Origin of the sequence: Streptomyces malaysiensis subsp. malaysiensis, assembly GCF_040653035.1 — a bacterium.
Classification (GTDB): Bacteria; Actinomycetota; Actinomycetes; order Streptomycetales; family Streptomycetaceae; genus Streptomyces; species Streptomyces malaysiensis.
Map to the genome: position 1 here is coordinate 79,908 of NZ_JBEZNG010000017.1, position 11,526 is coordinate 91,433.

The following is an 11,526-nucleotide window of genomic DNA, read 5'->3' on the forward strand; positions in this document are numbered from 1 at the left end:
CGCCACTCTCCCCGTCGTGTGTGCAGCGCTCGGCGACCCGACGCGCTGGGAGATCCTCACCCGGCTCGGCGAGGGCCCCAAGTCGGCGTCCACGCTGGCCCGGGTGCTGCCGGTGAGCCGACAGGCGATCGGCAAGCACCTGGAGGTGCTGCGCGAGGTCGGGCTGATCGAGTCCGAGCAGCGCGGGCGCGAGGTCGTCTATCTCGCGGTCGGCGTCCGGCTCGGCGCGCTGGCCCGGGAACTGGACCGGATCGGCCGCTCCTGGGAGACCCGCCTGCTGCGGCTCAGGGAACTGGCGGAGCGCCCCGGCCCGGCAGCCCCGGAAGCCTCCGAGTGACGGAAGACGACTGATGACTTACGACGATTGGACACGATCGTGACCGAGCACGACAGCTGGAGGGGAGACCCTGACCGTGCGCCGGCGCTGCCGCCGGTGGCCAAGCGGGCCGCCTTCCAGGCCGAACTGGACAAGCTGCGAGTCCGCGAGAAGGCGCACACCCGGGAAGGCGACGCGATCGCCGCGGCCCGGCGCCGGCTGCCCATGGTCGAGGTGGCCGCCGACCTCGAACTGACCGGGCCCGACGGGCCGGTCACCCTGCTCGACGCGTTCGAAGGGCGCCGGCAGCTCATCGCCTACTACTTCATGTGGCACGACGGCCACGACGCGGCCGGGCAGTGCGAGGGCTGCACCTGGGTCACCACCCAGGTGCAGGAGCTGTCCTACCTGCACTCCCGCGACATCACTTACGCGGTCTTCTGCCAAGGCCCGTACGAGGAAAGCCGCCGCTACCGGGACTTCATGGGCTGGGAGGTGCCGTGGTACTCGGCCCTTCCGTCGCATGACGAGCTTCTGGTCGGACGCCACGTCGGCATGATGCACCTGGTCTGCTACCTGCGCGACGGCGACCGCGTCTACGAGACCTACTGGACGACGCTGCGCGGGGTGGAGGCGACGGACTACAGCTACGCGCTCATGGACCTCACCGTGTACGGACGCCAGGAGCTGTGGGAGGACTCGCCCCCCGGCTGGCTGCGTGGCCAGGGAACACCCGCCGACCACGTCGGCCTGCGGAGCAACGGACGTCCCATCCCCCAGTGGTCCCGCATCGAGGCCGGGCGCTCCGACGACCTCACGCCTCGACCGTGACGGCACAGTCGGCTCGCAGTCCCGAGTGGTTGGCGATCAGCCGCCGGTTCGGATAATCGAACGAAAACCGGCGCTAAGCCTCGGGAGGGCTTGAGAGGGCTTTGACCTGGGGTTTGGCGGAGGCGGAGTCTTCGGCAGCCGTGGCGGACCTGTCGGATCAGAAGATGTGGCGCATCGACCGCACCGCGGACTACGGGGCCTTCCAGGACGCGGCCCGCGGCCGGGTCGACCTGGCCAGGATCGAGCGGCACTGGGAAGACATCCTGCGGAGGTTCATCGTCCATGCCGGAGGAGGCAAAAGACTCCCCGCAGAACCTCGCCGTGACCGCCCTGGGGCTCTCCATTGGCGCTCGCGTGCCGCCAGTGCTTCCCCGCAGGCGTGCGGAACAGGTACGCCTCCGCGGGCCGGCCGACCGTAAGCCGCCGTGCCAGGGCCTCCTGGGCGGGTGTCAGCCGGAGGATCCGCCGTGCCTTCCGGGTCTTGGGCGCGCCGAGATAGTAGGCGCCCCCTGGCGCGCCCTTCTTGGCCTTCTTCCATGCCCGTTGGATGGAGACCGTGGAGCGCTCCGCGCCGAAGGTGATGTCCTTCACCTTGAGGGCTGTGGCACACGCCAGTTGGCTCGACGTGCTGGAGCAGGGACGGGCGGATCCGGCTCCGCGGTGGTAGTCCTCGTGACGCACTAAGGGCCTGACCTGGTTTCCCAGGTCAGGCCCTTGATCGTGGAGGGTGAGTAACGGGACTCGAACCCGCGACATCCTGGACCACAACCAGGTGCTCTACCAGCTGAGCTATACCCACCATGACCGGCGCTTTCCGCACCGGCCGAGAAAAAGTGTACAGGGTCCGGAGGGGTGCTCGCTCCCGGCTTTCGGGGAGTCGGGAGCGAGCACCGGGACGGCGGTACGGGTCAGGCGGACCGGGCGGGCAGGACGTGCTTGGCCGCGATCGACTTCGCCGTGTCCGAGTCCGGGCCGGGCGCCGGGACGAAGATCGCTTCCCGGTAGTAGCGCAGCTCGGCGATGGACTCGTGGATGTCCGCGAGCGCTCGGTGGTTGCCGTTCTTCTTGGGGCTGTTGAAGTAGGCCCGCGGGTACCAGCGGCGGGCCAGCTCCTTGATCGAGGAGACGTCGACGATCCGGTAGTGGAGGTAGCTCTCGAGCGTCGGCATGTCTCGCAGGAGGAAGCCACGGTCGGTACCGACCGAGTTTCCGCACAGCGGGGCCTTGCCGGCCTCGGGGACGTGCTCGCGGATGTAGCCCAGGACCTGGTCCTGGGCATCCTCGAGCGTCGTCCCGCCCTCGAGCTCGGCGAGCAGGCCGGAGGTGGTGTGCATATCGCGCACCACCTCGACCATGGTGACCAGCGCTTCCGCGGGGGGCCGGACAACGATGTCCACTCCGTCGCCCAGGATGTTCAGCTCGGAGTCCGTGACCAGCGCGGCCACCTCGATAAGCGCGTCGTTCGCCAGCGAGAGCCCGGTCATCTCGCAGTCGATCCACACCATGCGATCGTTCATACGTCTCACCCTACGGGGCGTTCCCGCTGGCCGGGCAGGGTCGGACGGCCTGGGGCGCGGCCCGCGGCCTGTTCGGGCAGGCGTGGGGCGTAGGCATCCGACTCCGGTTTGCCAGGTTCCGGATGCGGAGCGTGATGGTGGTGCGGAGGGTGCCCCGAGTGACCGGTGGGACCGCCGGGCGCGCCCGGCCGCCGCAGCGGCAGGGCGTGGTCGCCCGTACGGGGCTCGATCACCTCGGCCCGGTCGGGCCGGTCGGCCCGCTCCAGCCGCTCCAGGCGGTCGGGGCGGTCCGGACGCTCCGCGGGCCCGCCCTGGGGCCTGCGGGCGCGGTACGCGGCCCGGTAGGCGGCCGGGGAGGACCCCAGCTGCCGCCGGAAGTGCCCGCGCAGCGCGACCGGCGAGCGGAAGCCGCAGCGGCCGGCGACCTCGTCGACCGAGTAGTCGGAGGTCTCCAGGAGCCGCTGCGCCTGAAGCACCCGCTGGGTGATCAGCCACTGGAGTGGAGCGCTCCCAGTGAGCGAGCGGAACCTGCGGTCGAAGGTTCTACGGCTCATATAGGCGCGGGCGGCCAGGGCCTCGACGTCGAACTGCTCGTGCAGATGCTCGAGCGCCCACGCCACGACCTCGGCGAGCGGATCCGCTCCGATCTCCTCTGGTAATGACCTGTCCAGATAGCGCTCCTGCCCTCCGCTGCGGCGCGGTGGGACGACCAGGCGCCGGGCGAGGGCGCCGGCGGCGTCCGCGCCGTGGTCGGTGCGCACGATGTGCAGGCACAGGTCGATCCCGGCGGCGGTGCCCGCCGAGGTCAGTACGTCACCGTCGTCGACGAAGAGCTCTCGGGGGTCCACATGGACCGACGGGTAGCGCTTGGCGAGCGTCGGTGCGTACATCCAATGGGTGGTCGCCGGGCGGCCGTCCAGCAGCCCGGCGGCGGCCAGTACGAAGGCCCCGGTGCACAGGCCCACGATCCGCGCGCCCTCCTCGTGCGCGCGGCGCAGCGCGTCGAGCGCGGCGGCCGGTGGCGGCTGGGTTATCGACCGCCAGGCCGGTACGACGACGGTGCCGGCCCGGGAGAGTGCCTCCAGGCCGTATGGTGCGGTCAGTTCCAGTCCGCCAGTTGTTCGCAGTGGCACATCTTCGCCCGCGCACACCAGCAGTCGGTACCGAGGGACTCCGGCGTCCTGCCGGTCGATACCGAAGACGGAGAGCGGGATGGAGCTTTCGAAGATGGGGCCGCCGCTGAACAGCAGCACCGCGACGATTTCTCGTCGCCGGCGTCCGGAGAGCTTGCGCGAGGTCTCCGGTACGGTCGTGGAGTCCTGGCTCATGGCACTAAGCCCCCCTCGGTGGTCGCGTCCTCTCGGTCCTGCACGTTTCCCCTCGGTCCTGAACGGTTCCCCCGCCGGTCATGGCCAAGATCGAATCTACTGTGTCGCGTGTGGTCGCCGTGACCAGTTCACCACCCGCCACTATGTCGACATGACAACTTGGCGCGAAGCATTCGATCACGAAGCGTTGCACTCGTAGCCCTCGCTGTGAAGTACGCCTTGTGCGGACACCCACTTCCCGTAGGGGGTACATGCCTCGCGGACCCCTTTCCACGCTGGCCGGACGGGGGTTGAGCACGGTGTTTGCCAAGGGAAGAAGTGTGGCCGGAAGTTGGCCGAAAACAAGCGGGCGCAGACGTACGGATGCGTCATACGACCGGCGTACCTCACCCTCGTACTTCCGTAGGCTTGAGCGGTTCTCCAGCGAGGCTCCATCAGCGCTGAGTGCGCGGAGCATCACGCACCGCGTCCCCGGTTCCGGGTCGCGGTCCGGTTCGTTGTCATGTCTCAGACGCGGCGGCCGCCCCGGTGCGCGCCGATCCCCGTACGGCCGTGACGGCCCCGGTGCGGGCTCACGCCGTCCGCGTCCAGCCGGGCCGCGGTGCGCTCGGAATGGCGCAGCAGGGCGTGGCTGGCGGCCGTCACGGCGGCCAGGCCCGCGGCGGCTCCCAGGGCGGCGCCGAAGGGCAGTCCGCACAGGAGCAGGACGACGGGGACCACGGCACAGCTGAAGCCCGCCCAGCGGATCACCTCGCTCACCGCGTCGCTAGCGGGGGCCTGGACCGGGGCTCGAGCGGGGCTCGGAATGTGGGGCCGTCCGGGCGCCCCGGCCCCGCCGCCGGGGGTGCCGCCGGGGGCGTCGTACTCGCGGGCGACGGGCACGGGCAGGGTTCCTCTCGAACGGCCGGCGAGGTGTCGGCAGGGGATTGCGCGCAGGGGCGGTGAAGGGGCGGCGGGCGGTGGATCCGGGCAGGTGAGCGCGTCGGGCCGGGGATGCCGCAACCGGTGCCGCTACTACAACGCCCGGCCCGCTCCCAGGTCACTGCCGGGCGGCCGCACGACCCACCGCGGCGGCCCGGCCCGGCCGGACTCCGGGCCCGGCCCCGGGCCGATGGGGGACCACTTGGGGCATTGCGTTACGGGCCGCCCTCCGGCATGCTCCGGGGAACGCTTCGGGCGGCTCCGCTCCCGTGGCTACCTCTGGGCAGGTGGTGAATGCCGCCGTACCCTTGGGGGTAAGGGCTTGGAAAGATGAATCCCGGACGGATTTCGACCGCTCGAGGCCGTCCGCCGAGCTCCAGCGGAGCTCAAGTCCCCCGACGACCCCCAACCTGAGCCCCCGCCGATCCCTCCGCACGAGGACATCCTTCGCCGAGACACCGATGGCCGGTCACGAAATCCCCGAACCCGCGGACCGCAAGCGGGTCGCCGATCATATGGCGCACCCCGAAGCGGCGGAAGAAACACGTCATTCCTGCGATCCAGCGTTCCAGCACGGTGTTGTGGTGGGATTCGACGGTTCCATGTCGAGCGAACGCGCCCTCGCCTACGCCATCGGCATGGCCCGGCGCTCAGGCTCAGGACTGATCATCGTCCATGTGGCCAACCGGCTGCCGACGACGGTCTGGGCGGGCTGTGAGCCGCCGGTCTTCGTCGATGTCCCCGATCACCGCACCGAGGTGCTGGGGCTCGAGTTGGCCTGCGCCGACCATCTCGCCGAGGTGCCCTGGATCCTCGTCGAACGCGGCGGGGACATCTGCCATGAGCTGGAGGAGGTCGGCCGGGAGTACGCGGCCGACGCCATCGTGGTGGGCTCCACGCACGGGCTGGTGGGGCGGATCTTCGGCTCGGTCGCGGGGCGGCTCGCACGGCGGGCGCAGCGGCCCGTCATCGTCATCCCCTGAGCGTTCCCGAGTCTTCTGAGCGTCGCCTGGAGATCCCTTGAGCGTCCGTGAGTCGTCCCTGGGTGTCCGTGAGTCGTCCCTGAGTGTCCGCAGGGCCGCTCCAGACCGCCCCGGAGCCGTTCCGAGCGTCCCCGAACCGCCCCTGAGCGGCTCCGAGTCCTCCCCGGGTCTTGCCGGGTCGCCGGGGCTCAACCGCGTCCTCGCGGGCCGTCCTGGGTCCTTCTGAGCCCTTCTGAGCACTCCTGTGGCCCCTCGGGCCTCCCGCGCCCCACGCCCCGGCGTCTCTGACCCAAGCGCATTGTTGATTCCAAAACCTCTGCCGTCGGCGCGACTTCATGGGGCGCCTGGAACCGGACACCTTCAACTCCGGTTGACCGCGGACGAGATGGCGTCAAGTTCATCTTGACAACGGCCGAACCTACCCGTGCGTAGAGGTGGATTGTGCGTTTGTGAGGGGTACAAACCGTTCAATCGTGCTGTCGCGCGGGAAGTGACGGTTCCCGCGCGGCGGCCAGCCGTCGGCGTGATAAGGCGACGCCGGCGAAGGGGAGGCGGCCCCCGCGTGCGTGGTGGCACACGCGGGGGACCGCCGAGTGGTCCGCCGAGGTCGCGGGCGGTGCGGCCCTATTCGACCGTCACCGACTTGGCGAGGTTGCGGGGCTTGTCGATGTCCCGGCCGAGCGCCAGCGCCGTGTGGTAGGCGAGCAGTTGGAGCGGGATGCCCATGAGGATCGGGTCGAGTTCGACCTCGTTGCGGGGTACCACGATCGTGTGGTCCGCCTTCTCCTGCTCCCGGTGGGCGACGGCCAGGATCCGGCCGCTGCGGGCTTTGATCTCCTCCAGCGTCGCGCGGTTCTTCTCCAGCAGGTCGTCGTCGGGCAGGACCGCCACGGTCGGCACCTCGGGCTCGATCAGCGCGAGCGGCCCGTGCTTGAGCTCGGAGGCCGGGTACGCCTCGGCGTGTACGTAGGAGACCTCCTTCAGCTTCAGGGACGCCTCGCGCGCCACCGGATAGCCGCGGACCCGTCCGACGAACATCATGCTCTTTGCGTTCGCATATTCCCCGGCGAGCTTTTTGATCTCCTCCTCGCCGCGCAGCACCTCGGCGATCTGCTCGGGCAGCTTGCGCAGCCCGGCGATGATCCGCTTGCCGTCGGCCACCGAGAGATCGCGGATCCGGCCCAGGTGCAGGGCGAGCAGCGCGAAGGCGACGGCGGTGTTGGTGAAGCACTTGGTGGAGACGACGCACACCTCAGGACCCGCGTGGACGTACACCCCGCCGTCCGTCTCCCGGGCGATCGCGCTGCCCACCACGTTGACGACGCCCAGCACCCGCGCGCCCTTGCGCTTGAGCTCCTGGACGGCCGCCAGGGTGTCGTAGGTCTCGCCGGACTGGCTGACCGCGATGTAGAGGGTGTCCGGGTCCACGACCGGGTTGCGGTACCGGAACTCGCTCGCGGGCTCCGCGTCCGCCGGGATCCGGGCCAGCTCCTCGATCAGCTGGGCCCCGATCAGGCCCGTGTGGTAGGCCGAACCACAGCCGAGGATCTTGACCCGGCGCACTCCGCGCGCCTCGCGGGCGTCCAGGTTGAGCCCGCCCAGATGGACGGTGGAGAAGCGGTCGTCGATCCGGCCGCGCAGCACCCGGTCCACGGCGTCGACCTGCTCGTGGATCTCCTTGTGCATATAGGTGTCGTGGCCGCCCATGTCGTACGACTCGGCCTCCCACTCCACGGTGGTGGGGGAGGTGGAGGTGCGGCTGCCCTCGGTGGTGTAGGTGCGGTAGTCGTCGGCCTTGAGGGTGGCCATCTCGCCGTCGTCCAGGGTGACCACCTGGCGGGTGTGGCTGACCAGCGCGGCGACGTCCGAGGCGACGAACATCTCCTTCTCGCCGATGCCCAGCACCACCGGTGAGCCGTTGCGGGCGACGACGATGCGGTCCGGGAAGTCGGCGTGCAGTACGGCGATCCCGTAGGTGCCCTCGACCAGCGCGAGCGCGTGGCGGACCTTCTCCTCCAGGGTGGGCGCCTGGGAGCGGCCGATGAGATGGGCGAGCGCCTCGGAGTCGGTCTCGGAGACCAGCTCCACACCGTCGGCGGCCAGCTTGGCGCGCAGATCGGCGGCGTTGTCGATGATGCCGTTGTGGACGACGGCGACCTTGCCGTCCGCGTCCAGATGCGGATGTGCGTTGGTGTCATTGGGCGCGCCGTGGGTGGCCCAGCGGGTGTGGGCGATCCCGGTGGTGCCGGTGAACCGCTTGGGAAGCCTGGCCTCCAGCTCGCGGACCCGGCCCTTGGCCTTGGCGGTCTTCAGCCCGGCGCTCTGGGTGCCCTTGGCGGGCTTGCCCTGGATGGCGATGCCTGCGGAGTCATAGCCGCGGTACTCCAGGCGCTGGAGCCCCTCCAGCAGCAGCGGTGCCACATCGCGTTTCCCGATGTATCCGACGATTCCGCACATGGTGTTCAGGCCCTCCCATTGGATCGCTCGTGCGTGCTCGTGCTCGTGTCCGGCGGCGGCCCGCTGGACGGGCGCCGCGGACCGGCGCCGTCAGCCGTAGACGATGCGGCGCAGCTGGCGCAGCGAGAGTTCGGGCGGGGCCACCGCGCGGTACGGCAGCTCGGCCGTGATCCGCTCGAAGATGTCCGCGTTGGTCAGCCCGCCGGACTGAAGCTCGCGGTGGCGGCGCCGGACGAACTCCTCCGTCGTCTCGTCGAAGTACGCCAGCACGTCCAGCACCACCCGGGCCGCCTCGCCGCGGCTGAGCGGCGTACTGCGGACCAGGTGGTCGATGAGGTCATCGTGGGACATACGGCGGTCGAGCATCCGTTGATACTGCGGTGCGGCGAGGTGTTTCGCAACATTCCTGCCCGATATCGGGCAGGAGCTGGGCTTGGCGACGAAGAATCCGCGGCTCAGGCGCCGGAGAAGCGGCGGAGCACCGCCTGTTTGGCGGTGCTGAACTCCTCCTCGGTGAGGATCCCGCTCCGGTGGAGATCGCCGAGCTCCCGCAGCCGCCGCAGCAGGGCGTCGTGATCCACATCACTCTCCTCGCCCCCGGCAGGCGGGGTGTCCGCGGGCGGCTCGGGGGCGGTGGCCTGGGCGGGGAGCGCCTTCGCCGGGGCGCCCGGATGCGGCATCCGCGCCACCACGGCCGCCGCGATCAGCGCCATCAGCGGGTCCTTCTTGAAGCCGTACAGCACCACGGCATGCGGGTCGTACTTGGGCGCGGCCGTCGCCGTGGCCTTCGCCACGATGAAGCGGAGGTAGCCGTTCTCCAGTCCGGCGGCCGGGACCCACTCCACCATCTCCACATCCGGCAGCAGGATGCTGCGGGGGCCGCCCGACTTCTTCGACTCCTCGGTCTTCCAGTTCCAGTCCAGCCGGACCCGCTCACCGTCGAAGGACGCCGTGGCGTCGCCCGCCGAAGCCGAGATCGGCACCGAGGGGCCGGGCAGCACATAGCGGTCACACGGGCCGGGCGGCACCTGCTCCAGGGTCAGGGCCCGGCGCACCTCGTCGACCAGATACTCGGCGAGGTCCCTGCGCTCCGGTTCCACCGAGAGCTGATACGGATCGGCGGCGTCCGGCAGCTTGCCGCCGGTGGCCTGGAGCAGCGGGTCCGCCCCCTCGCGAAGGCGCAGCCTCAGCCGGCCCGACTTCCGCCCCGGCTCATAGGCCACACCGGCCAAGGCCGTCAGGGGAACGGTCAGTTCGCCGAGCGTCTGCCGTACGGCATGCACGCCGCGATCGCGCCCCGGGACGATCCGGAGCGCTTCCCCGTCAAAGCTCCAGGCGCCGTCGCGCTGGGTGATTTCCGCCATGCGGTGAATTCTGACAGCCCCACGGCGACACATTGGTCTACACCTTGACCGCAACTGACCCTCGCGGTACCCAAGATGCCACGTTTCGTTGAAGGGACCCCCTGTGCGACGACGCCGTGCTCGACTTCTGTGTTCCCTGCTGCTGACCGTGGCCGCCGGGGCGGGGACCGCGGCCTCCTCCGCCTCCGCTTCTCCGGCTTCTCCGGCTCCTCCCGCGTCGGCCGCGGCCGACGCGGCCGCCCCGATCCCGCTGGACCGGGTGGTGCCCGCGCCCGCGTCCGTACGGTCCGTGGAGGGCTCGTACGCGATCAGCCCGGACACCCGTATCCGGGTGTCCGGCGCCGACCGCTCGGCACGACCGGCGCGTCGGGTGGGCGACTATCTGGCGGGCCTGCTGCGCCCCTCCACCGGATATCGACTGCCCGTCACCACCCGGTCGGGCGACGACGGCATCCGGCTGCGGCTGACGCCCGACGCCGCCGGGGTGCGGAAGCTGGGCGAGGAGGGCTATCGGCTGGAGGTGACCGGGCGCGCGATCACCCTCAGCGCGCGGAGCTCCGCGGGGCTGTTCCACGGCGTCCAGACGCTGCGGCAGCTGCTGCCCACCTCCGTCGAGCGCACCACCCGGCAGGCGGGCCCCTGGCGGGTCTCCCGTGGCACCATCACCGATGTGCCGCGCTACGCCTGGCGGGGCGCGATGCTCGATGTCTCCCGGCACTTCTTCGGCGTGGACAAGGTCAAGCGCTATATCGACCAGCTGGCCCTCTACAAGATCAACACGCTGCATCTGCACCTCTCGGACGACCAGGGGTGGCGGATCGCGATCGACTCCTGGCCGCGGCTGACCACGTACGGCGGCTCCACCCAGGTCGGGGGCGGGCCCGGCGGGTACTACACCAAGGACGACTACCGCGAGATCGTGAGCTACGCGGCGAGCCGTGAACTGACCGTCGTCCCCGAGATCGACATGCCGGGCCACACCAACGCGGCCCTCGCCTCCTACGCGGAGCTCAACTGCGACGGCGTCGCCCCGCCGCTCTACACCGGCACCGAGGTCGGCTTCAGCTCGCTGTGCGTGCCGAAGGAGGTGACCTACGACTTCGTGGACGATGTCATCCGCGAGCTCGCCGCGCTCACCCCCGGCCCCTACCTCCACATCGGCGGGGACGAGGCCCACTCCACCAGCCACGAGGACTACGTGGCCTTCATGGACCGGGTGCAGCCGGTCGTCGCCAAGTACGGCAAGACGGTGGTCGGCTGGCACCAGCTGACCGGCGCGCATCCCGCGAAGGGCGCGATCGCCCAGTACTGGGGGACGGACGGAAGCGAGAAGGAGGTCGCGGAGGCGGCCAAGGCGGGCACCCGGCTGGTCCTCTCACCGGCCAACCGCGCCTATCTGGACATGAAGTACGACGCCAACACGCCGCTGGGGCAGAGCTGGGCCGGGTACGTCGAGGCGAAGCAGTCCTACGACTGGGACCCGGGCACATACATCAAGGACGCCCCGGCGTCCTCGGTGCTCGGGGTCGAGGCGCCGCTGTGGACGGAGACCCTGGAGACCAGCTCGCATATCGAGTACATGGCCTTCCCGCGCCTCCCCGGCATCGCCGAACTCGGCTGGGCACCCGCGAGCGCACATGACTGGGACGAGTACAAGGTGCGGGTGGCGGCGCAGGGCCCCCGCTGGGACGCGCTGGGGATCGAGTACTACCACTCCCCGCAGATCCCCTGGCCCAACGACTGAGCCTCTCCCCGGGGGGCGTCGGGCCCCCGGGCCCCCGGCTCCCGGCTCCGGGCCTCGGCCTCGGG

11 protein-coding genes, 1 tRNA gene and 1 pseudogene are annotated in these 11,526 nt (G+C 70.6%); 5 read left to right on the top strand and 8 right to left on the bottom strand.

Annotated features, from left to right (window positions below):
* Positions 1–16 precede the first annotated feature (16 nt).
* The 3 genes and pseudogenes from AB0E24_RS29410 to AB0E24_RS29420 all read left to right on the top strand — a co-directional run.
* Positions 17–337 carry an ArsR/SmtB family transcription factor gene (locus AB0E24_RS29410; protein ID WP_309145506.1) on the top strand — a complete coding sequence of 107 codons (321 nt, stop codon included), beginning with the start codon at positions 17–19 and terminating at the stop codon, positions 335–337.
* Positions 338–376: 39 nt separating this feature from the next.
* Entirely contained in the window at positions 377–1,147 is a 771-nt protein-coding gene (locus AB0E24_RS29415; protein WP_099016941.1) for a DUF899 family protein, read from the top strand.
* Between the two features lie 140 nt (positions 1,148–1,287).
* Positions 1,288–1,416: pseudogene (locus AB0E24_RS29420) on the top strand (Tn3 family transposase); the annotation flags it as partial.
* Between the two features lie 4 nt (positions 1,417–1,420).
* On the opposite strand, the gene AB0E24_RS29425 reads toward AB0E24_RS29420, so the two are convergent.
* The 5 genes from AB0E24_RS29425 to AB0E24_RS29445 form a co-directional block, all read right to left on the bottom strand.
* Positions 1,421–1,738, bottom strand: coding sequence for a hypothetical protein (locus AB0E24_RS29425; protein ID WP_359381593.1), 318 nt, complete (start codon positions 1,736–1,738; stop codon positions 1,421–1,423).
* 134 nt (positions 1,739–1,872) lie between these two features.
* A tRNA-His gene (locus AB0E24_RS29430) sits at positions 1,873–1,947 on the bottom strand.
* A gap of 108 nt (positions 1,948–2,055) precedes the next feature.
* Positions 2,056–2,664 carry an oligoribonuclease gene (orn, locus tag AB0E24_RS29435; protein WP_069863987.1) on the bottom strand — a complete coding sequence of 203 codons (609 nt, stop codon included), beginning with the start codon at positions 2,662–2,664 and terminating at the stop codon, positions 2,056–2,058.
* Positions 2,665–2,669: 5 nt separating this feature from the next.
* Positions 2,670–3,992, bottom strand: coding sequence for a helix-turn-helix domain-containing protein (locus tag AB0E24_RS29440; RefSeq protein WP_069863989.1), 1,323 nt, complete (start codon positions 3,990–3,992; stop codon positions 2,670–2,672).
* A gap of 507 nt (positions 3,993–4,499) precedes the next feature.
* Positions 4,500–4,874, bottom strand: coding sequence for a hypothetical protein (locus AB0E24_RS29445; RefSeq protein ID WP_306425003.1), 375 nt, complete (start codon positions 4,872–4,874; stop codon positions 4,500–4,502).
* Between the two features lie 500 nt (positions 4,875–5,374).
* On the opposite strand from AB0E24_RS29445, the gene AB0E24_RS29450 reads away from it, so the two are divergent.
* Entirely contained in the window at positions 5,375–5,896 is a 522-nt protein-coding gene (locus tag AB0E24_RS29450; RefSeq protein ID WP_069863992.1) for a universal stress protein, read from the top strand.
* A 624-nt stretch (positions 5,897–6,520) separates the two neighbouring features.
* On the opposite strand, the gene glmS is transcribed toward AB0E24_RS29450, so the two are convergent.
* From glmS to AB0E24_RS29465, 3 genes are all read right to left on the bottom strand, one after another.
* Complete coding sequence (gene glmS / locus AB0E24_RS29455; protein WP_102934747.1) at positions 6,521–8,353, bottom strand: glutamine--fructose-6-phosphate transaminase (isomerizing); 1,833 nt, start codon at positions 8,351–8,353, stop codon at positions 6,521–6,523.
* A gap of 90 nt (positions 8,354–8,443) precedes the next feature.
* Positions 8,444–8,719 (bottom strand): hypothetical protein, encoded by a 276-nt coding sequence (locus AB0E24_RS29460; RefSeq protein WP_055552634.1) that lies wholly within the window; start codon positions 8,717–8,719, stop codon positions 8,444–8,446.
* Between the two features lie 89 nt (positions 8,720–8,808).
* Positions 8,809–9,717 carry a DUF4429 domain-containing protein gene (locus AB0E24_RS29465; protein ID WP_359381480.1) on the bottom strand — a complete coding sequence of 303 codons (909 nt, stop codon included), beginning with the start codon at positions 9,715–9,717 and terminating at the stop codon, positions 8,809–8,811.
* A 103-nt stretch (positions 9,718–9,820) separates the two neighbouring features.
* Here AB0E24_RS29465 and AB0E24_RS29470 point away from each other — a divergent pair, with 103 nt between their 5' ends.
* Positions 9,821–11,461: a beta-N-acetylhexosaminidase gene (locus AB0E24_RS29470; protein ID WP_069863998.1), complete on the top strand. Its 1,641-nt coding sequence runs from the start codon at positions 9,821–9,823 to the stop codon at positions 11,459–11,461.
* Positions 11,462–11,526 lie beyond the last annotated feature (65 nt).

Bases quoted from the DNA above. Each gene is read 5' to 3' on its own strand.
- glmS (WP_102934747.1), bottom strand. From the start codon at position 8,353: ATGTGCGGAATCGTCGGATACATCGGGAAACGCGATGTGGCACCGCTG.
- orn (WP_069863987.1), bottom strand. From the start codon at position 2,664: ATGAACGATCGCATGGTGTGGATCGACTGCGAGATGACCGGGCTCTCG.
- AB0E24_RS29465 (WP_359381480.1), bottom strand. From the start codon at position 9,717: ATGGCGGAAATCACCCAGCGCGACGGCGCCTGGAGCTTTGACGGGGAA.
- AB0E24_RS29450 (WP_069863992.1), top strand. From the start codon at position 5,375: ATGGCCGGTCACGAAATCCCCGAACCCGCGGACCGCAAGCGGGTCGCC.
- AB0E24_RS29460 (WP_055552634.1), bottom strand. From the start codon at position 8,719: ATGCTCGACCGCCGTATGTCCCACGATGACCTCATCGACCACCTGGTC.
- AB0E24_RS29440 (WP_069863989.1), bottom strand. From the start codon at position 3,992: ATGAGCCAGGACTCCACGACCGTACCGGAGACCTCGCGCAAGCTCTCC.